Genomic DNA, 18,367 nt, shown 5'->3' on the forward strand with positions numbered 1-18,367 from the left:
GCCGCCGGCCGCAGGTCACAGCACTCTGGGCGGGGGCACGGACATGGGACACGCACAGCGGGTCGCCGTCGGCGACACCGAACTCGAGGTGCTCGACCAGGGTTCCGGGGAGCCGGTCGTCCTCATCCAGACCGCGCTCATCGCGGACGAGTTCCGCCCCCTGGCCGAGCACCCCGCCGTGGCGAACCGCTACCGCGCGATCCTCTACCACCGCCGCGGATACGCCGACAGCGCGCCCGCGCCGGGGCCCGGCTCGATCCCGGACGAGGCCGCCGAGTGCGCCGCCCTGATGGCAGCGCTCGGGGTCGATCGCGCCCACGTCCTGGGCGGCTCCTACAGCGCGGCGATCGCACTGCGGCTCGCCGCGGACGCGCCCGAGCGCGTGCACACGCTCACCCTGCTGGAACCCCCGCCCGCCGGCACGCCCAGCGCGTCCGCGTTCCGCGACACCGTCCGCCGACTCATCCGGTTCCGCCACGAGCACGGTGTTGGTGCCGCGCTGGACGAGTTCCTGTCCGTCCTGGACTGGGACCGCGAGACCTTCGGCCGGCTCCTGCCCGGCGCGTCGGCCGGCATGGAGCGCGACGCGGCCGCCTTCTTCGACCGCGACCTGCCGGCCCTGCTGCGCTGGGAGTTCGACGCCGCCGACGCACGGCGGATCGCCTGTCCGGCCCTGCACATCGGCGGCGGCGCCAGCGGCCCGCGCTTCGCCGAGGTCCGCCAACGCGTACTCGACCTGCTGCCGCACGCCGACGACGTCGTGATCCAGGGGGCGGACCACGCACTGCCCCTGACCGCGACCGGTCAGGTCGCCGAGGCCTTCACCGACTTCCTGCGTCGGCATCCGCTGTGAGCCCGGGGTCGAGGGGGGCCGTCCCGATACCGGAGGGCTCGCGGTCGCGTCGGGCGCCGTGCCGGGCCATGTGCCCACCTCACCCCGCTCAGGGCCGGTCCCGGCTCCGGTCGAGGGAGCCGCCGGGACGGCGGACCAGGCTCATATCGGTGTCGCCGAACACGAACGGCGACGGTTCGCACTCGGCGATGAAGTCGCCGGGGAAGCCGACGTCGAAGGGCACGGCGCCCTCCAGCCGCCGGAGCGCCGGTTCGGGGAGCTCCACGTCCACCGCGCCCAGGTTCTCCGTGAGCTGGTCGGCGCTGCTCGCGCCCACGAGCGGGTGCACCGCGGACGACCGCGCCATGGTCCAGGCGAGCGCGACCTGCGCGGGCGTGGCCCCCACCTCCTCGGCGACCGCCCGGACCTCGGCGGCGACCGCGTGGTCACGGTCGCCGAGTCCGGCCGGGTCGACCCTGCCGCCCGTCGCCGGAGACGGACCGGAGTAGCGCCCCGACAGCACGCCGCGCGCCAGCGGCGCCCAGGCGGCCACGCTCAGCCCGCAGGCGTCCGCCATCGGGAGCAGTTCGCGCTCGATGTCGCGCTGGAGCAGGTTGTAGGGCACCTGGATCCCCGCGAACGGCGTCCAGTCGCGCCACTCGGCGAGCGCGTTGGCCCGGGCGACCACCCAGGCGGGGGTGTCGGAGATCCCGACGTGGAGGACCTTTCCCGCGCGGACCGCGTCGTCCAGCGCCCGCATGGTCTCCTCCAACGGGGTGTACCGGTCCCACAGGTGCACCCAGTAGAGGTCGATGTGGTCGGTCTCCAGGCGCCGCAGGCTGCGTTCCAGCGAGAGCCGCAGGTTCTTGCGGTGGTTGCCCGCGCCGTTGGGGTCGGAGGCATCGCGCGAGAGCGTGTACTTCGTGGCGAGCACGAAGCGGTCCCGCCGACCCTTGAGCAGCTCGCCCAGGACCGACTCGCTCTCGCCGTAGGCCGAGGCGGTGTCGACCACGTTGCCCCCGGCGTCGGCGTAGGCGTCCAGCACGCGCCGGGACTCGTGCGGTTCGGCGAAGGTCATCGTGCCCAGGAAGATCTCGGACACGCGCAGGCCGGTGCGGCCCAGCAGTCGGTAGCGCATGCGCTCAGCCCACCTCCGCCACGGACGAAGGGGTCGGCAGGTCGGTGGTCCGGAGCCGGGCGCGGCGCTCCCGGGAACAGGTGTGTGCGGTCATGGGGCCACTGTGTCCCCGCCCGTGGCGGCGAGGGAGACCGCGGTGAGACTGGCCCCCACAGGGCCACCCGGGGCGGGACCGGTCCCGGCCCGCTAGCCTGGCCCCGTGGTCGACAACGAACTGGGCTCCTTCCTGCGGGCGGGTCGCGAAGCACTCTCTCCGGCCGGGGCCGGGCTGCCCGACGGCGAGCGGCGACGCACTCCCGGGCTGCGCCGCTCCGAACTCGCGGTGCTCGCCGGGGTCAGCGTCGAGTACCTGATCCGCCTGGAACAGGGCCGCGACCGCCGGCCCTCGGCCGAGGTCCTCATGGCCCTGGCCGACGCCCTGCGCATGACCGCCGAGGAACGCGTCCACCTGCTGCGCCTGTCCAAGGTCGCCTCCGGCGCCGTCTGCGAGGGCATGAGCGAGCCGCCCCGCGACGTGCGCCCCTCGGTCCGGGCCCTGCTCGACCGCCTGGGCGACACACCCGCCTTCGTGCGCAACGGACTCGACGACGTCCTGGCCGCCAGCCCCGGTTTCGAGCGCTGGGCGCGTCCCCTGGGGCTGTTCGACGCCCCCGGGACCAACCTGGCGCGCTACGTCTTCACCGACCCCCGGGCCCGGGAGGCCTATCCGGACTGGGACGCCGTCGCCGACCACCACGTCCGGGTCCTGCGCACCGCCGTGGCGCTCGGCGATCCCTACGCCGCCGCCCTCGCCGCCGAACTGGAGGAGGCCGCCCCCGCCTTCGCCCACCGGTTCCGGTACGAGCGGAGCCTTGCGCCGGGATTCGGCGACGTGCGCTGGCACCGCCCCGGCGGCGGTGAGCTGCGCCTGACCTACGAGGACCTCGAACTCCCCGGCGGCGACGGGCTCCGGATGGTCGTCCACCTGCCCGCCGACCAGGAGACCGAGCGCGCCCTGGCCGACCGGGACGCGGCTGCGCCCGCCCGCTAGGCCGTGTTTTTCTGCAGGCTTTCGGGTGAGTTCGCGGCCGTCAGGTCGTCTCTCGCAAGATGATGTGCGAAGTTCAGCCTGGTTGTGCTGCACGAGCGCAGAGGCGCCGCGAGATGCGGTCCTGGCGGCCGCGAGCCCGGAATGCTGCAAAAAACACGGCCTAGGGCGCGCGGGCGGCGGGGCGCCCCTGTTCGGAGGACGCCAGGGGGCCACGGGCCCGGACGAGGCGGGTCATGTCCGTCAGCGGCGGCGGATGCGCCCAGAGGCCCCGGACACGGGGACACCGCGACCAGCCGGATGTTCGTCGTGTTCCGGCCTAGGATGGGACGACGCCGAACGAGGGAGGACGATGGTCCGGCTCAACAGGGTCGAGCAGCGGGCCCGTAACCGAGCCCGCGTGCTGGCCGCCGCCGGCGAGGAGTTCGCCGAGCGCGGCTTCCGGGACGCCAAGGTCGACCGCATCGCCGCCCGTGCCGACCTCACCCGAGGCGCCGTCTACTCCAACTTCCCCGGCAAGCGCGCCCTGTACTTCGCGGTCCTGGCCGAGGCCGCCGAGCGGGCCGACCGCGAGGCCCGGACCGAGGGCCTCACGGAGGCGGACGCGGTCCGCACGGTCGCCGACGCCCTCGGCGCCCTGGCGCGCGCCTGGACCGAGCGCTTCCCGCTCACCGACTTCGGCGGGCCGCCGGGACTGGGCTCGGTGCTGACCCCCGAGGTCCTGGCCGACGAGCCCACCCGGCGCTCCTACACCCAGCTCAACCGGCTCGGCGCGGTCCTGCTCGGGCTCGCCCTGGAAGCCCTCGAGGAGCCGGGGGAGCCGGGCCGGCGCCGGGTCCGACTGGCCGAGACCGTGCTCACCACCCTGGTGGGGGCGGCGCAGACGGCGGTCGTGGCGCCGGGCCTGGTGGACCCCTTCAACGTGATCCGCGCCTGCGAAGGCCTGGCCGGGCTGGACCTGGCCGACTCCTGGCCGCTGCCGCACCTGGACCACGCGGTCGCCGCGGTGCCCGCCGACGAACCCTGGTCGCCGCCGGCCGCCCTGGACGTGCTCCGGGGGAGCGCGGCGCGACTCGGCGAGGACGGGGTCGTGCTGGCCCTGGGCCTGTCGCGGCTGGAGTCGGTCGAGGACGCGCTGCGCTCGGCCCCCGCGCACGCCGGGGTGGCCGCCGTGGTGGTCACCGACGACCCCGCCGAGCGGATGCCGCTGGCCCGGCTGTGCGCCGCTGACCTTGGATCGAGCCTGCGCCGGGCCTTTCCCGGGTACGCGCGCCCCCGGTTGCGGCTGGTGCTCGACGAGACCGGGGAGATCGCCGCGGCCGTGGGCGCGCGGGAGCCGGGCGACACGGCCGAGGCCGCCGTCCGTGTGTGCTCGGGCCGCGTCGTGGCGCGCGCGCGCGGGCGCGGCGCGGGACACGCGGCGGCCATCTCGGGCGCACGCCAGGGTGTGAGATCGTGAGGAGTGAGGTGGGACACGTGCGAGGGTCTGTCCCTGGGGGCGCGGAGTGTGGCTTTGTCACCTGCCCTGACAGGAGATACCTTGAACATTCGGATGATGTGAACATCTGGCACGGGGGTTCGTTCCCGCCGCCGATCGCCCCGGGCGCCGCCCGTGTGAGGAGAACATTCGAGTGACACGCACCGGTGACAGCGGGCCACTTCTGCAGTGCTCGTTCTGCGGCAAGGACCAGCGCCAGGTCCGCAGGTTGATCGCGGGCCCGGGCCACATCTGCATCTGCGACGAGTGCGTCGGGCTGTGCAACGAGATCGTGGACGAAGAGGACACGGTCGAGACCGCCGATCTGGCGTGGGACAGTCTGCCGAAGCCGCGTGAGATCTATGAGTTCCTGGACTCGTATGTGATCGGTCAGGATCAGGCGAAGAAGTCGTTGTCGGTGGCGGTGTACAACCACTACAAGCGTGTGCGCTCGGAGGGTGAGCGTCCGGGCGATGAGGGTGTGGAGATCGCCAAGTCCAACATCTTGTTGTTGGGGCCGACGGGGTCGGGGAAGACGTTGTTGGCGCAGACGCTGGCGCGGATTCTGAATGTTCCGTTCGCGATCGCGGACGCGACGGCGCTGACCGAGGCGGGGTATGTCGGTGAGGATGTGGAGAACATCCTGTTGAAGTTGATCCAGGCGGCCGATTATGACGTGAAGAAGGCCGAGACGGGGATCATCTACATCGATGAGGTCGACAAGGTCGCGCGTAAGAGTGAGAATCCCTCGATCACGCGTGATGTGTCGGGTGAGGGTGTGCAGCAGGCGCTGTTGAAGATCTTGGAGGGGACGACGGCGAGTGTGCCTCCGCAGGGGGGTCGTAAGCATCCGCACCAGGAGTTCATCCAGATCGACACGACGAATGTGCTGTTCATCTGTGGTGGTGCGTTCGCGGGTCTGGAGAAGTTGATCGAGTCGCGTGCGGGTCGTCAGGGGATGGGTTTCAACGCGGTGTTGCGGCCCAAGTCCGAGGTGGCGGAGTCGGCGTTGTTCGGTGAGGTGATGCCGGAGGACCTGTTGAAGTTCGGGATGATTCCGGAGTTCATCGGTCGGTTGCCGGTGATCACGAGTGTGCATGATCTGGATCGTCGGGCGTTGGTGGAGATTCTGACGCGTCCGCGTAATGCTCTGGTGAAGCAGTATCAGCGGTTGTTCGAGTTGGACGGTGTGGAGTTGGAGTTCACGCCGGATGCTTTGGAGGCGATCGCTGAGCAGGGGATCATTCGTGGGACGGGTGCTCGTGGGTTGCGGGCGATCATCGAGGAGGTGTTGTTGTCGGTGATGTACGAGGTGCCTTCTCGTGAGGATGTGGGTCAGGTGATCATTACGCGGGAGACGGTGATCGACAACGTCAATCCCACGATCGTCCCGCGCACCCCGCCGGACGAGGAGTCCGACCGGCGTTCCGCTTAGGCCGTGTTTTTTGGGGCATTCCGGGCTCGCGGCCGCCAGGACCGCCTCTCGCGGCACCTCTGCGCTCGTGCAGCACCACCAGTCTGAACTTCGCACATCGGCTTGCGAGAGACGACCTGACGACCGCGAGCTCACCCGAAAGCCTGCAGAAGAACACGGCCTAGTCCTCTGGCGCGCCCCGAGTCGGCCCCTGCACACCCGCAGGCCGTACGGACTGCGTTCCACCCCTGGGTACGGGGCCCGGCGCCTCGGGCGAACCCCCCAGAGCCGGGCTTCCTAGCGGCGAGCGCGCCTGTCGGGCTCCGAGGTGGTTCCGGTTTCACCAGAGGGCGAGGACGCGGCTGGGGCCGCCGGAGGCGTCCTCGCCGGGGAAGACGCCCACCATCAGGGTCGCGCCGGTCGGCGGCAGCCGGTCCAGGCCGGTCAGCGCCTCCAGGCCCCAGCGGTCCGCGCGTCCGATGACCTCATGGGCGGGGAAGTCCGATGAGGCGCCCGGGTCCGTGCTCAGCGTGTCCACGCCCACACCGCTGATCGCCCGCCGCGAGACCAGGTACTCGCAGGCCTGCGGATCAAAGCCCGGGAAGTGCCACGAGCCGTCCGCGGCCACGCCGCGCACCTGGTCGTCCCCCTGCCCCCAGCGGGCGTCCCACCCCGAGCACATCAGGACCGCCGCTCCGGCCGGAACCGGCCCGTGCTCGCGCTCGTGGCGCTCCACGTCCTCGACCGTCACCACCGTGTCCGGGTCCTGGGCGGCTCGTGCGCGCACGTCGATGACGACCGCGGGGACCACCAGTTCCTCCGACCGGATGTCCGGGACCAGACGGCCGCCGCCGATCACGTGGCCCGGCGCGTCCAGGTGGGTGCCGGTGTGCTCCAGGAACGTCCAGCGCTGCTGGAAGAAGCCGAACGCCCCGTCGGCGAGCGGGGGATCGACCGCCTCACGCCGGGGCTTCTCCGGATCGAACGTGGGCATGGACGGCGACACCACGTGGCTGAGGTCGGCCACCCGCCGGTAGCCGAGGGTCCGCTGCCCGGTCGGCGCGGCGGGCGGCGCGTCCGCCTCGGTGCCGCGGGTCCGCGCTCGGACGGTCTCACCGGTTCCGTGCAGGCACATGGGCTTCCCTTCGTCGCTGTCGTCCCCCTTCCGTATCCCGTGCGGGGCCGGTTCCGCAATCACCGCGAACGGCCGACCCGAAGGAACGCCGCCGGGGCCCGGTTCCGGACTGGTCCGCCCCTCACCCGCCGTCTCCGCCGCCGCCACCGCCGCTGTCGCCCCCTCCGTCTCCACCGCCGCCCCAGCCTCCGCCGTCCCAGCTCCATCCGCCGGAGCGGTCGGCGTCGTGCGAGTCGTGTCCGATCGCTGCGGCTCCGCCTCCGCCTCCGCCGCCGCCGCGGGTGCGCCGTCCCTTCCGGTTCGAGCGGTTCAGCAGGACGGGGAGCGCGATCGCCGCCGCGACCAGCAGCAGGCCCAGGAGGATTCCGGCGGCCGGCCACCCGTTCGTCGTGCCGGACTCCGCCGCGTGTGCGGGAGCGGCCGTGCCGAGGACCAGCGCGAGGAGGGGGAGTGCGATGAGGGGGAGACGCCGCCGCCTCGCGGCGTCCGGGCGTGGTGTGTCGAAGCTCATGCTCTGTGGGATACCTGCGGCCCGGCCGGGGTTCTCGCGGGGTGTTCCGGGCCGGGGCGGGCAGGTCGAACGGATTTCAGAATTTTTGAAATGTCCTCGAAGTGAGGTTAGACTAACCTTCGTTTGTCGGGGTTCTCCCCTTTGTCCGTGTGTCCCCTGGGGGTCACCCGCCCCCACACGGATCCGGCCGTTGACGCGGCCACTCCTCATGACGACGAAAGCAGCTCAACCATGGACTCCACCCTCCGCCGCGTCGGCGGCCTCGGACTGACCACTCTCCTGGCCCTGGGCCTGGCCGCCTGCGGTGCGGACGGCGCGGAGGACACCGGGAGCGAGGGCGGCGGCACCGCCGACGGAAGCTTCCCGGTGAGCATCGACAGCGCCCTGGGCACCGCCGAGATCCCCGAGCAGCCCGAGCGCGTGGTCACCCTCGGCCAGGGCTCGACCGAGACCTCGATCGCCCTCGGCGTGGTGCCCGTGGGCATCGAGAGCTACGAGTGGGGCAGCGACGACACCGGCTACCTGCCGTGGATCCACGAGGCCGTCACCGACGCGGGCGAGGAGCTGCCCACCCAGTTCGCCGGAGCCGACGACATCGACTTCGAGGCGATCATCGAGCTCGAACCCGACGTCATCCTCGCCCCGTGGTCGGGCGTCACCCAGGAGCAGTACGACGTCCTGACCGACATCGCTCCCACGGTCGCCTACCCCGACCTGCCCTGGAGCACCGACTGGGACCAGCAGATCGAGATCATCGGGCAGGCGCTCGGCAAGCCCGAGGAGGCCGCCGGGCTCGTCGAGGGCATCGAGGACCAGTTCGCCGAGGCCGCCGAGGCCAACCCGGAGTTCGCCGACCTGACCTTCTCCTACGTCTACACCGACGGCCCCGGCACGCTCGGCGTGTTCCTGCCCGACGAGCAGCGCGTGGCCATGGTGCGCGGACTCGGCCTCACCGTCGACCCGGTGGTGGAGGACCTGCCCGAGACCGAGGGCACCGACTCGGCCGTCATCGGCCTGGAGAACGCCGACACCATCGCCGACAGCGACCTGGTCTTCACCTTCTACAGCGACCCCGACACCCGCGCCGAGATCGAGTCGCAGGACCTGTACGGCGCCATCCCCGCCATCGAGCGCGGCTCCGTGGTCGCCAGTGACGACCCCTCCTTCGTCACCGCCTCCTCCATCATCAACCCGCTGACCGTGCCGTGGGTGGTCGAGCGCTACGTGCCCCTCATCGAAGAGGCCGCCGAGCAGCTCGACGGCTGACACCGACCGACCGGGTGACCGTGAAGACCATCGCGACACCGCCCCGGACCCGCCCCGCCCGCACCCTCGTCATGATCGGTGCGGGCGTGGCGGCGCTGGCCGGGGCGGTCCTCCTCAGCCTCGTCCTGGGCAGCAAGCCCACCACGCCCCTGGAGGTGTGGCGGGTCCTGACCGGTGACGCCGACGGCTTCACCGCCACGGTGGTGGAGAGCCGCTACCCGCGCACCGTGCTGGGCATCGTGGCCGGGGCGGCCCTGGCGCTGTCCGGGACGCTCATGCAGGGCGTGACCCGCAACCCCCTCGCCGACCCGGGACTCCTGGGCGTCAACGCGGGCGCCGCCGCCGCGGTGGTCACCGCCACCGCCGTGCTCGGCCCCACCTCGGTCTCGGCGACCGTGTGGTGGGCGCTGCCCGGGGCGATCCTGGCCGGACTGGCCGCCCACGCCGTGGGCAGCCGGGGCGGCGACGGCGGCATGGTCCGCCTGGTCCTGGCCGGAGCCGTGGTCTCCGCGGTGCTCACCGCCTACGTCCAGGCCGTCGGGCTGACCTTCCCCGAGGTCTTCGACGGCTACCGCCACTGGGTGGTCGGCTCGCTCGGCGGCCGCGACTTCGACGTGGTCGTCTCCGTCCTGCCGGTCGTGGCCGTGGGCGCGGCCCTGGGCCTGGCCGTCTCCGGCGGGCTCAACGCCCTGGCCCTGGGCGAGGAGGCGGCCGTGGCCACCGGCGCCAACACCGCGTGGGTGCGCTCGGGCGGGCTCATCGCGGCCACCGTGCTGGCCGCCGGAGCGACCGCCGCCGCCGGCCCCATCGCCTTCGTCGGCCTGGCCGTGCCGCACGTGGTGCGCGCCCTGGTGGGCGTGGACTTCCGCGTCCAGGTGCCCTTCGCCCTCCTGGCCGGGCCGACCCTGCTCCTGGTGGCCGACGTCGTGGCCCGCACGATCGTGCGCCCCACCGAGCTCATGGTCGGCGTCGTCACCGCCTTCGTCGGCGCCCCCGTCCTGTTGTACGCCGTCCGCCGCATGCGGGAGACCACATGAGACCGGCCCTGTCCACCCGCCGTGCGACGGCGCCCGCACGGGAGGCCGCCCCGCGGCGCGCGGGGTCCGGGCAGCGCGTGCTCCGGTGGGGAAGCGCGGTGGCGCTGCCCGTCCACCCGCGGTCCCTGCTGGTGGCCGCGGTCCTGTTGGCGCTCCTGCTCGCCGCCGCGGCCGCCACTCTGACCCTGGGCCGCCTGGGCATCCCGCTGACCCGGCTGCCCGCCGTGATCGCCGGGGCCGGCGAGGCCACCGAGACCTTCGTCCTGGACCGGTTGCGCGGCCCGCGCCTGACCGTGGCCGCGGGGACCGGCGCCGCCCTCGGACTCGCCGGGGCGCTCTTCCAGTCCGTCACCCGCAACCCGCTGGGCAGCCCCGACGTCATCGGCCTGGGCGCGGGCGCCGGGGCGGGCGCGGCCATCGCCGCGCTGGCACTGCCCGGCATCGTGCCCGTGCCCCTGGGAGCCCTGGGCGGGGCGGCGCTGGCCATGCTCATCGTGGCCACGGCCACCGGTACGGGACTGCGCCACCCCGGACGCCTGATCGTCGCCGGGATCGGCGTGGCGGCGATGGCGCACGCCGTCAGCGACTTCGTGGTCGCGGTCATGGCCCGCGACCAGGCCAGCGTCCTGCACGCCTACCTGTACGGGAGCCTGGGCGCCCGCTCCTGGGAGCACGCCGGGATCATCTGGGGCGTGCTGGCCCTGGCCGTGCCCGTGGTCGTGGTGCTGGCCGGCGCCGTCGCGGTGAACGAGATGGGCGACGAGCTCGCCGACGCCCTGGGAGGTCGCGCCCGGTCCACCCGCACGGCCGCCATCGCCCTGTCGGTGGTGCTCACGGCCGCCGCGGTCAGCGTCGCCGGGCCGATCGCGTTCGTCGCCCTGACCGCGCCGCAGATCGCGCGCCGGATGACGGGTGCTTCCGGCCCCAACATGGCCGTGGCCGCCGTGGTCGGCGCCCTGCTGCTGGTCCTGGCCGACCTGGCCGTCCAGCAGTCCCCGATCGGGGACGGCCTGCCGGTGGGCCTGTTCACCATGGGCCTCGGCGGCGTCTACCTCGGCTACCTGCTGATCAGGGAATGGCGAAAGGGAAACCTGTGACCGCCTTCCTCGCCCGAGGAGGGGCTCTCGTGCGCGTCTCCACCCGCCCCGAGGCGCGGGGGACGCCGCCGCGGGCCGACCGAGTGTCCCGCGCACGACCGGGCCTCGCGTCCTCGAGACCGGTCGGGCCCGGACCCGCCCGCACCGCCACCCCATGGAAGGTAGGACACGTGAGAGTCTCCGGAGGAAACCTGTGAGCGAGGGACCGATCCTGGCCGCGGAGGGCCTGACACTCGGGTACGGAGGCGAGCCGGTCGTGCGCGATCTGGACCTGGCGGTGGCCGACGGCGAGTTCACCGTCATCGTCGGCCCCAACGGGTGCGGTAAGTCCACGCTGCTCAAGGCCCTGGGCCGGGTCAACACCCCGACGGCGGGCCGCGTCCTGCTGCACGGCGCCGACATCCGCGCCCAGCGGGCGAAGGCGGTCGCCCGCCGGCTCGCGCTGCTGCCGCAGAGCCCGATCGCCCCCGAGGGCATCACCGTGCGCGCGCTGGCCGCCCGCGGCCGCTTCCCGCACCGCACCCTGCTGCGGCAGTGGAGCCCCGAGGACGAGGAGGCGATCAGCCGGGCCCTGGAGCTCACCGGTCTGACCGCACTGGCCGACACGCAGGTGGGCGCGCTCTCCGGCGGGCAGCGCCAGCGGGCGTGGGTGGCGATGGTGCTGGCCCAGGACACCGGTGTCCTGCTGCTGGACGAGCCCACCACGTTCCTGGACATCGCCCACCAGTACGACCTGCTGGAGCTGTTCGGCGCCCTGCACCGGGGCGGCCGCACGGTCGTGGCCGTCCTGCACGACCTGGCGCAGGCCGCCCGGTTCGCGACCCGGCTGGTGATGATGAGCGGCGGGCGCGTGGTCGCCGACGGGCCGCCCGGCTCCGTGGTCACCGCGGAGCTGGTGGAGGAGGTGTTCGGGCTGCCCTGCGACGTCGTGCCCGACCCGCGCACGCGGACGCCGCTGGTCATTCCGCACGAGAGGGTCTGAGCCCCCGGCCCGGGTCAGTCGCGCCGCGCCTTGTACTCCTCCCAGTGGGCGAGGAGCGTGTCGTGGTAGTCGTCGAGCCAGGCCATGTAGTCGTGCATGTTCCGCAGCCGGTTGCGGGCGGGCGCGCCCAGCCCGGGCAGGCGCTCCAGCGCCGACCGGGCCAGGTCGCGCTGGTCGCGCAGGTAGCCGCGCTCGTTGCGCAGGAACCCGCCCCACACGTCCTCGTCCATGGTGATCAGCCGGGTGCGGCGGTCGGGCACCTCGATGAGCGTCACGAACCCCAGCTCCCGCAGGCGGCGCACCGACTCCGAGACCGTGCCCCGGCTGACCTGGGCCCCCTCGGCGACCTCCTCGGCGCTGACCGCGTCCCGGTCGGCGACCAGCAGGAATCCGACGATGCGGCCCTCGGCCCGGGGCCGGCCCTGGGACTGCCAGAACTCGGAGAAGCGGCGGACGAAGTCGGCCCGGAACTCCTGGTCCGTCTGCGAGGTCTCCGACATGCCCGTCACGATAGCGTCCGGCGCGCGCGGACCGGTACCTCAGCGGGCCCGCAGCGACTCCAGCATGCGCGAGAGCGCCGCCCACACGTCCTCCAGGTCGCCGGGGGAGGCGGAGTCGGCCAGCCACAGGGCCGCCTCGTTCATCGCGCCCGACAGCAGGCGGGCCACGGGCGCCACCGGCTGCTCGGGCAGCACACCCGCCGCCACCAGCGAGGTCAGCGCCTCGTGCAGGTGCCGGGCGGAGGAGGCCTCGTCCAGCGCGCGCCACTCGCCCCATCCGAGGACGGCCGGCCCGTCGACGAGCATGATGCGCTGCACGTCCGGCGCCGTGCTCGCGGTGAGGAAGGCCCGGCACCCCGCGGTCAGCTGCTCCCAGGGGTCCCCGTGCGCGTCGGCGCGGGCGGCCACCGCGGCCGCCACCTCGCCCTGGACCTCGGCGAGCACCGCGCGGAACAGGTCGGCCTTGCCGTCGAAGTGGTGGTAGAGCGCGCCCTTGGTCACCGAGGCGGCCGCGACGATCTCCGCCAGGCCCACGTCGGCGTAGCCGCGTTCGGCGAAGAGTCGGCGGCTCCGCGCGACCAGGGTCCTGCGGGTCCGCTCGCGCTGTTCGGCGCGTCCGTTCGTTGCCATGGGTCCCCTCCATTGACATACCAGCGGTACGTCACTAGTGTACTTTCACATACCGACAGTATGTGAAAGGGGCGCACCCATGACGCCGACCGGCTTCTATCCCGTTCTGTGCACGGCCCGCCTGGCGGAGTCGCGCGACTTCTACACCCGCCTGTTCGGGTTCGAGGAGACCTTCGCCGCCGACTGGTACGTGAGTCTGCGCCGACCCGGACCGCCCGACTTCGAACTGGCCCTGCTCGACCACACCCACCCCACCCTCCCCGAGGCCTACCGCCATCCGGTCCGCGGGCTCCTGCTCAACATCGAGGTGGAGGACGTGGACGCCGAGTGGGACCGGCTGGTCCTGAAGGAGGGCCTGCGACCCGAACTGGACCTGCGCAGCGAGGACTTCGGCCAGCGCCACTTCATCGTCGCCGACCCGGACGGCGTGCTGATCGACGTCATCACCCCCATCCCGCCCTCGGCGGAGTTCGCCGACGCCTACCTGGAACAGGCCGCACAGGAGTAGTGGGGGCGGGCGGTCGGCGCCCACGAGCGCGCGAGAGGTCCGCGCGGTGCCGGAGAATCGGTGCACGAGCGGAGCCGCACGTGGCGCTCCGCCGTCGAACGCACTCCGCCCCGAGCGGTGAGAGGGAGGGACCCATGGTGATGACGCTGGACGAGGCCACCCGGCTGGCCCGGTGGGCGCACGAGGGGCAGACCGACAAGGCGGGCCGCCCCTACGCCGAGCACGTGCTGGCCGTACGCGACCGGCTCGCCGGACACGGTGAGCCCGCCCAGATGGCCGGGGTCCTGCACGACGTCCTGGAGGACACCCCGCTCACCGCCGAGGATCTGCGGGCTCGGGGCTGCCCTGAGGTGGTGGTCACCGCGGTCGAGGCGGTCACGCGCCGCCCGGGGGAGTCCTACGACGACCTGGTCCGCCGGGCCGCGGCCGACCCCCTCGGCCGACTCGTCAAGCTCGCCGACAACGCGCACAACGCCGACGAGGCCCGCCTGGCGGCCCTGCCCGCCGACCAGGCGGCGCGGCTGCGGGCCAAGTACGCCCGCGCCCGCGAGATCCTGTCGGCGGGCGGGGGAGGAGGCCCGGACCTCCTTTCGTCACTATGACCGGGAGAAGGGCTTGTGTTGGCGTCCCCGCGGGCAGGCGACTCCATGTCACCGGATCGACACGGAGGAATCGTATGATCGCCAAACTGTCCAACGCCGGAGTCACCTCCGAGATGGCCTACGCCGCCGGGGTCGCCTCCATCGGGCTCAGCGTCGCTACCTGGTTGCTCTCCAAGAAGAAGGAGAGCGCGGGCACCGATCGCGCCGACCGGTGGGGGCTGTTCATCGGGGAGTGGGCGCCCACGTTCTTCGCGCTGGGAGTGGCGCTCCGACTGGAAGAGGGCGCCGAGTAGGGACACCGTCACGGGCCCCGCCGTCGCCGCGCACGCGGAGGGGGCGGGGCCCTTCCGCGTGCGCGGCGGGTCCGAGCCGCTCGGGCCCCGGGGGCGCCAGGGCCCCGATAGGCTGAGGACTCCCCGCACCCTGGGGTACCAGCCGGTCGGTATGCTGGCCCGGTGACAGAGCCCCCCAGGGGGCACGACGGGGTACGAAGTGAGGCCGGGCATGGCGCGAGGACAGCGAACGGACCAGGGGACCGAAGGGGGATCGGTTCCCGAACGCCTGCTCGGAGCGGCCACCCGGCTGTTCGCCGAGCGCGGGTTCGAGAGCACGTCGGTCCAGGAGATCGTGGTCGCGGCCGGGGTGACCAAGGGTGCGATGTACCACTACTTCGGCTCCAAGGACGACCTGCTCTACGAGGTCTACGCCCGGGTCCTGCGCATGCAGACCGAGCACCTGCTGCAGATCGCCGGCCGCGAGGAGCCCGTCGCCGAGCGCGTGCGCGCCGCGGCCGCCGACGTCATCGTCACCAGCGTCGCCAACCTGGACGACACCGTCATCTTCTTCCGCTCCATCCACCAGCTGGGCGAGGCCAAGCAGAAGACGGTCCGCGCCGAGCGGCGCCGGTACCACGAGCACTTCCGCGACCTGATCCGGCAGGGCCAGGACGAGGGCGCCTTCCGCGACGACGTGCCCGCCGACCTGGTCGTGGACTACTTCTTCGGATCGGTGCACCACCTGGGCACCTGGTACCGCAAGGACGGCACGCTCTCCGGGGAGGACGTCGCCCGCCACTTCTCCGACCTGCTCCTGACGAGCCTGCGGCCCCGCACCTGACACGGGGGCCGGGGTGGTGAACTGCTCCCCGGCCCCGCTCCTGACTCGGGAGGGAACCGGGGTGGCGCCCCCGGTTCCCTCCGGATCAGGCGTACTTGCGCAGCTCGGCGCGGGCCAGCGAGCGCAGGTGCACCTCGTCGGGCCCGTCCGCCAGGCGCAGCGTCCGCACGGCCGCGCTCCAGGCGGCCAGCGGCACGTCCTGACTGACCCCGGCCGCTCCGTGCGCCTGGATCGCCTTGTCCAGGATCCACTCCACGGCCCGCGGGGTGGCGATCTTGATCGCCTGGATCTCGGTGTGCGCCCCCTTGTTGCCCACCGTGTCCATCAGGTACGCCGTCTTGAGCACCAGCAGGCGCACCTGCTCGATGCGCACGCGCGCCTCGGCGATCCACTCCCGGACCACGCCCTGGTCGGCCAGCGGGCGGCCGAAGGCCACCCGGTCCAGGACCCGGCGGCACGTGAGCTCCAGGGCCCGCTCGGCCATCCCGAGCGCACGCATGCAGTGGTGGATGCGCCCCGGACCGAGCCGCGCCTGGGCGATCGCGAAGCCCTCGCCCTCACCGCCGATCAGGTTCTCCGCGGGCACCCGCACGTTGTCGAAGACGACCTCGGCGTGCCCGCCGTGGTCGCCGTCGTCGTAGCCGTACACGGTCATGCCCCGCTCGATCCGCACGCCGGGGGTGTCACGCGGGACCAGCACCATGCTCTGCTGGCGGTGGCGTTCGGCGTCCGGGTCGGTCTTGCCCATGACGATGAGGATCTCGCACAGCGGGTTGAGCGCGCCGGTGATGAACCACTTGCGCCCGTTGACCACGTAGGAGTCGCCGTCACGGGTGATGGTGGTGCCGATGTTGGTGGCGTCGGAGGAGGCCACCGCCGGCTCGGTCATCGCGAAGGCCGAACGGATGCTCGCGTCGAGCAGCGGCTCCAGCCAGCGCTTCTTCTGGTCGGGGGTGCCGAACATCGTCAGCACCTCCATGTTCCCGGTGTCGGGCGCCGCGCAGTTGAGCGCGATCGGCGCCAGACGGGGGCTGCGCCCGGTGATCTCCGCCAGGGGGGCGTAGCGCAGGTTGGGGAGGCCGCCCTGCTCGGGGTGGCCGGCCAGGAACAGGTTCCACAGGCCCAGCTCGCGCGCCTTGGCCTGCAGTTCGAAGACGATCGGGGCCGTGGCCCAGGGGTCGGCGAGCTCGGCCCGCTGCTGGTCCAGGACCGGCTCGGCCGGGTAGACGTACTCGTCCATGAAGCCGAGGAGCTTCTCGCGCAGCTCCTCGGTCTCCTGGTCGTAGGCGAAGTCCATCAGTCCTCCTTGAGAGTGGCGTGGGCGCGTCGGACCAGGGGGGCGACCATGTCGCCGATCCTGTCGAAGCCCGCCCCGACCGTGAGCCCCTTGCTGTGGCGCAGGTGGATGCCCTCGGCGATCACGGCCAGCTTGAAGCAGCCGAACGCCACGTACCAGCCGAGCCGGGACACGTCGCGCCCGGTCGCGGCGGTGTAGAGGTCCACCAGTTCGGCGGAGGTGGGGAAACCCTCCGCCGATGTGGCGGGCGCCGAGGTCCCGCCGACGTCCGAGGGCTGGTCGCGGTAGACCAGCATCAGGCCCAGGTCGACCAGGGGGTCGCCCAGCGTGGCCATCTCCCAGTCCAGGACCGCGTTCACCTTCCCCTCAGGACTCACGAGCACGTTGTCCAGGCGGTAGTCGCCGTGCACGATCCCGGGGGCCGACTGCTCCGGCAGCGTGGCCGCGAGCCGCTCGTGCAGCTCGTCGATCCCGGGGATGTCGCGGCTGCGTGAGGCGGCCAGCTGCTTGCCCCACCTGCGCACCTGGCGTTCGAGGAAGCCCGCGGGTCGGCCGAAGTCGCCCAGCCCGACCTCCTCGGGCACCACCGCGTGCAGGGAGCCCAGGGTGGTGACCAGTTCCTCGGCCACCGACCGCACGCCCGCGGCGCCCAGCGGTGCGATCTCCTCGCTCGTGCGGAAAGGGGTGCCCGCCACGTGCTCCATCACGTAGAAGGGCGCGCCGAGCACCTCGGTGTCCTCGCACAGGGTGTAGGTGCGCGGGACGGGGACGGCGGTGTCGCGCAGCGCGGTCATCACGCGGTATTCGCGCGGCATGTCGTGCGCCGTCGCCAGGACGTGGCCCAGCGGCGGACGGCGCACCACCCACCGTCCGGTGCCGTCGGTGACGGTGTAGGTCAGGTTGGACTTGCCGCCCGCCACCACCTCGCCGCTCAACGGCCCCGAGACCAGTCCGGGGACGGCCTGTTCCAGGTGGGCGCGCAGCCGCTCCAGGTCCAGTCCGGGCAGGTCGTCGCTCATTCGTTGCCCTCCTCGGCGAACACCTTGGAGCGCAGGCGCCGCATGCCCGACAGCCAGCGGTCGGTGTCGGCGGCGCGCGCCGCGTAGTAGTCGGCGACCTCGGGGTGCGGCAGGATGAGGAAGCGCTCGTCGGCCAGGCCCGCCATGACCGCGTCCGCGACCTCCTCGGGGGTGATGGCGCTCGCGTCCATCATCGCCTTGCCCACCTCGCCGGAGGCGTCCAGCATGTTCGTGCGCACGCCCAGCGGGCACACGCACTGGACCGTGATCCCGCGGTCGCCGTAGGTGGCCGACAGCCACTCACCGAAGGCCAGGGCGGCGTGCTTGGTCACCGAGTACGGCGCGCTGGCGAGCATGGTGAGCAGGCCCGCGGCCGAGACGGTCGAGACGAACCGTCCGCTTCCGCGCTCCAGCCAGCCGGGGACCAGCTCGCGGGCGGCGCGCACGTGGCCCATGACGTTGACCTGCCAGGACAGGTCCCAGTCGCTCTCGGGAGCGTCCTGGAAACCGCCGGTGCCGACTCCGGCGTTGGCCACGTAGAGGTCGATCGCGCCCAGGTGGGCGCCGGCCTCGGCGATGAGCGCGGTGACGCCGTCCTCGCTCGCGGCGTCGCCCGGCACGGCGATCCCGCCGATCTCGGCGGCCACGGCCTCGGCCGCGCCCGCGTCCAGGTCGTTGACGACGACGCGGGCGCCCTCACCCGCCAACCGGCGGGCGAGCGCGGCGCCGATGCCGTTGCCGGCCCCGGTGATGACGGCTCCGGTGTTGTTCAGGTCCAT

At 72.9% G+C, this 18,367-nt stretch carries 20 protein-coding genes; 12 read left to right on the forward strand and 8 right to left on the reverse strand.

Translation table 11 applies throughout. From position 1 onward, the window contains the following. Window positions 1-43: 43 nt before the first annotated feature. A complete protein-coding gene (locus DFP74_RS17320; protein ID WP_121182771.1) occupies window positions 44-853 on the forward strand; it encodes an alpha/beta fold hydrolase in 810 nt (269 codons plus the stop codon). 88 nt (window positions 854-941) lie between these two features. Here DFP74_RS17320 and DFP74_RS17325 read toward each other — a convergent pair whose 3' ends face one another. After that, window positions 942-1,970: an aldo/keto reductase gene (locus DFP74_RS17325; protein WP_121182773.1), complete on the reverse strand. Its 1,029-nt coding sequence runs from the start codon at window positions 1,968-1,970 to the stop codon at window positions 942-944. Window positions 1,971-2,169: 199 nt separating this feature from the next. Here DFP74_RS17325 and DFP74_RS17330 point away from each other — a divergent pair, with 199 nt between their 5' ends. The 3 genes from DFP74_RS17330 (at window position 2,170) to clpX (ending at window position 5,909) form a co-directional block, all read left to right on the forward strand. Beyond that, the gene (locus DFP74_RS17330; RefSeq protein WP_121182775.1) at window positions 2,170-3,000 is read left to right on the forward strand and encodes a helix-turn-helix domain-containing protein; all 831 of its coding nucleotides are present in this window, start codon (window positions 2,170-2,172) and stop codon (window positions 2,998-3,000) included. 349 nt (window positions 3,001-3,349) lie between these two features. After that, window positions 3,350-4,456: a TetR/AcrR family transcriptional regulator gene (locus tag DFP74_RS17335; protein ID WP_121182777.1), complete on the forward strand. Its 1,107-nt coding sequence runs from the start codon at window positions 3,350-3,352 to the stop codon at window positions 4,454-4,456. A gap of 172 nt (window positions 4,457-4,628) precedes the next feature. After that, window positions 4,629-5,909 carry an ATP-dependent Clp protease ATP-binding subunit ClpX gene (gene clpX, locus DFP74_RS17340; protein WP_121182779.1) on the forward strand — a complete coding sequence of 427 codons (1,281 nt, stop codon included), beginning with the start codon at window positions 4,629-4,631 and terminating at the stop codon, window positions 5,907-5,909. Between the two features lie 319 nt (window positions 5,910-6,228). Here the strand turns inward: clpX and DFP74_RS17345 are convergent, their stop codons facing one another. Together DFP74_RS17345 and DFP74_RS17350 are read right to left on the reverse strand one after the other, a co-directional pair. Next, window positions 6,229-7,023, reverse strand: coding sequence for a cyclase family protein (locus tag DFP74_RS17345; RefSeq protein ID WP_121182781.1), 795 nt, complete (start codon window positions 7,021-7,023; stop codon window positions 6,229-6,231). Between the two features lie 121 nt (window positions 7,024-7,144). Beyond that, a complete protein-coding gene (locus DFP74_RS17350) occupies window positions 7,145-7,534 on the reverse strand; it encodes a hypothetical protein (protein WP_121182783.1) in 390 nt (129 codons plus the stop codon). Window positions 7,535-7,765: 231 nt separating this feature from the next. Here DFP74_RS17350 and DFP74_RS17355 point away from each other — a divergent pair, with 231 nt between their 5' ends. The 4 genes from DFP74_RS17355 to DFP74_RS17370 all read left to right on the forward strand — a co-directional run bounded on the left by DFP74_RS17355 (window position 7,766) and on the right by DFP74_RS17370 (window position 11,916). Then, entirely contained in the window at window positions 7,766-8,800 is a 1,035-nt protein-coding gene (locus DFP74_RS17355) for an iron-siderophore ABC transporter substrate-binding protein (RefSeq protein WP_121182785.1), read from the forward strand. Window positions 8,801-8,871: 71 nt separating this feature from the next. Further along, window positions 8,872-9,837 carry an iron ABC transporter permease gene (locus DFP74_RS17360; protein WP_121188326.1) on the forward strand — a complete coding sequence of 322 codons (966 nt, stop codon included), beginning with the start codon at window positions 8,872-8,874 and terminating at the stop codon, window positions 9,835-9,837. Between the two features lie 77 nt (window positions 9,838-9,914). Continuing rightward, entirely contained in the window at window positions 9,915-10,934 is a 1,020-nt protein-coding gene (locus tag DFP74_RS17365) for an iron chelate uptake ABC transporter family permease subunit (protein WP_233571351.1), read from the forward strand. Window positions 10,935-11,088: 154 nt separating this feature from the next. Continuing rightward, entirely contained in the window at window positions 11,089-11,916 is an 828-nt protein-coding gene (locus DFP74_RS17370; protein ID WP_121182789.1) for an ABC transporter ATP-binding protein, read from the forward strand. A 14-nt stretch (window positions 11,917-11,930) separates the two neighbouring features. On the opposite strand, the gene DFP74_RS17375 is transcribed toward DFP74_RS17370, so the two are convergent. Beyond that, the gene (locus DFP74_RS17375; protein ID WP_121188327.1) at window positions 11,931-12,416 is read right to left on the reverse strand and encodes a GbsR/MarR family transcriptional regulator; all 486 of its coding nucleotides are present in this window, start codon (window positions 12,414-12,416) and stop codon (window positions 11,931-11,933) included. A 39-nt stretch (window positions 12,417-12,455) separates the two neighbouring features. Continuing rightward, a complete protein-coding gene (locus DFP74_RS17380; protein ID WP_121182791.1) occupies window positions 12,456-13,046 on the reverse strand; it encodes a TetR/AcrR family transcriptional regulator in 591 nt (196 codons plus the stop codon). 79 nt (window positions 13,047-13,125) lie between these two features. Here DFP74_RS17380 and DFP74_RS17385 point away from each other — a divergent pair, with 79 nt between their 5' ends. From DFP74_RS17385 to DFP74_RS17400, 4 genes are all read left to right on the forward strand, one after another. Continuing rightward, window positions 13,126-13,554, forward strand: a complete 429-nt coding sequence (locus DFP74_RS17385) for a VOC family protein (protein ID WP_121182793.1) — start codon at window positions 13,126-13,128, stop codon at window positions 13,552-13,554. A gap of 134 nt (window positions 13,555-13,688) precedes the next feature. Then, a complete protein-coding gene (locus DFP74_RS17390; protein WP_233571011.1) occupies window positions 13,689-14,156 on the forward strand; it encodes an HD domain-containing protein in 468 nt (155 codons plus the stop codon). A gap of 74 nt (window positions 14,157-14,230) precedes the next feature. Next, window positions 14,231-14,449 (forward strand): hypothetical protein, encoded by a 219-nt coding sequence (locus tag DFP74_RS17395; RefSeq protein ID WP_121182795.1) that lies wholly within the window; start codon window positions 14,231-14,233, stop codon window positions 14,447-14,449. A gap of 211 nt (window positions 14,450-14,660) precedes the next feature. Further along, on the forward strand, window positions 14,661-15,272 hold the full coding sequence (locus DFP74_RS17400) for a TetR/AcrR family transcriptional regulator (RefSeq protein ID WP_121182797.1): 612 nt from the start codon (window positions 14,661-14,663) through the stop codon (window positions 15,270-15,272). Window positions 15,273-15,357: 85 nt separating this feature from the next. Here the strand turns inward: DFP74_RS17400 and DFP74_RS17405 are convergent, their stop codons facing one another. The 3 genes from DFP74_RS17405 to DFP74_RS17415 are packed head-to-tail and all read right to left on the reverse strand — an operon-like array spanning window position 15,358 to window position 18,367. Next, window positions 15,358-16,569: an acyl-CoA dehydrogenase family protein gene (locus tag DFP74_RS17405; RefSeq protein ID WP_121182799.1), complete on the reverse strand. Its 1,212-nt coding sequence runs from the start codon at window positions 16,567-16,569 to the stop codon at window positions 15,358-15,360. After that, a complete protein-coding gene (locus tag DFP74_RS17410; RefSeq protein ID WP_121182801.1) occupies window positions 16,569-17,588 on the reverse strand; it encodes a phosphotransferase family protein in 1,020 nt (339 codons plus the stop codon). Before DFP74_RS17410 ends, DFP74_RS17405 begins: the two co-directional genes overlap by 1 nt. Beyond that, window positions 17,585-18,367: an SDR family oxidoreductase gene (locus DFP74_RS17415; RefSeq protein WP_121182803.1), complete on the reverse strand. Its 783-nt coding sequence runs from the start codon at window positions 18,365-18,367 to the stop codon at window positions 17,585-17,587. The genes DFP74_RS17410 and DFP74_RS17415 overlap by 4 nt, the downstream gene beginning before the upstream one ends.

It is taken from the genome of Nocardiopsis sp. Huas11 (assembly GCF_003634495.1).
GTDB lineage: Bacteria > Actinomycetota > Actinomycetes > Streptosporangiales > Streptosporangiaceae > Nocardiopsis.

Excerpts from the sequence above, each read along its gene's own strand:
- DFP74_RS17345 (WP_121182781.1), bottom strand. The coding sequence starts at position 7,023 with ATGTGCCTGCACGGAACCGGTGAGACCGTCCGAGCGCGGACCCGCGGC.
- DFP74_RS17400 (WP_121182797.1), top strand. The coding sequence starts at position 14,661 with ATGGCGCGAGGACAGCGAACGGACCAGGGGACCGAAGGGGGATCGGTT.
- DFP74_RS17390 (WP_233571011.1), top strand. The coding sequence starts at position 13,689 with ATGGTGATGACGCTGGACGAGGCCACCCGGCTGGCCCGGTGGGCGCAC.
- DFP74_RS17385 (WP_121182793.1), top strand. The coding sequence starts at position 13,126 with ATGACGCCGACCGGCTTCTATCCCGTTCTGTGCACGGCCCGCCTGGCG.
- DFP74_RS17380 (WP_121182791.1), bottom strand. The coding sequence starts at position 13,046 with ATGGCAACGAACGGACGCGCCGAACAGCGCGAGCGGACCCGCAGGACC.
- DFP74_RS17395 (WP_121182795.1), top strand. The coding sequence starts at position 14,231 with ATGATCGCCAAACTGTCCAACGCCGGAGTCACCTCCGAGATGGCCTAC.
- DFP74_RS17370 (WP_121182789.1), top strand. The coding sequence starts at position 11,089 with ATGGAAGGTAGGACACGTGAGAGTCTCCGGAGGAAACCTGTGAGCGAG.
- DFP74_RS17410 (WP_121182801.1), bottom strand. The coding sequence starts at position 17,588 with ATGAGCGACGACCTGCCCGGACTGGACCTGGAGCGGCTGCGCGCCCAC.
- DFP74_RS17415 (WP_121182803.1), bottom strand. The coding sequence starts at position 18,367 with ATGGACCTGAACAACACCGGAGCCGTCATCACCGGGGCCGGCAACGGC.
- DFP74_RS17405 (WP_121182799.1), bottom strand. The coding sequence starts at position 16,569 with ATGGACTTCGCCTACGACCAGGAGACCGAGGAGCTGCGCGAGAAGCTC.
- DFP74_RS17320 (WP_121182771.1), top strand. The coding sequence starts at position 44 with ATGGGACACGCACAGCGGGTCGCCGTCGGCGACACCGAACTCGAGGTG.
- DFP74_RS17360 (WP_121188326.1), top strand. The coding sequence starts at position 8,872 with ATGATCGGTGCGGGCGTGGCGGCGCTGGCCGGGGCGGTCCTCCTCAGC.
- DFP74_RS17355 (WP_121182785.1), top strand. The coding sequence starts at position 7,766 with ATGGACTCCACCCTCCGCCGCGTCGGCGGCCTCGGACTGACCACTCTC.
- DFP74_RS17350 (WP_121182783.1), bottom strand. The coding sequence starts at position 7,534 with ATGAGCTTCGACACACCACGCCCGGACGCCGCGAGGCGGCGGCGTCTC.
- DFP74_RS17335 (WP_121182777.1), top strand. The coding sequence starts at position 3,350 with ATGGTCCGGCTCAACAGGGTCGAGCAGCGGGCCCGTAACCGAGCCCGC.
- DFP74_RS17375 (WP_121188327.1), bottom strand. The coding sequence starts at position 12,416 with ATGTCGGAGACCTCGCAGACGGACCAGGAGTTCCGGGCCGACTTCGTC.
- DFP74_RS17325 (WP_121182773.1), bottom strand. The coding sequence starts at position 1,970 with ATGCGCTACCGACTGCTGGGCCGCACCGGCCTGCGCGTGTCCGAGATC.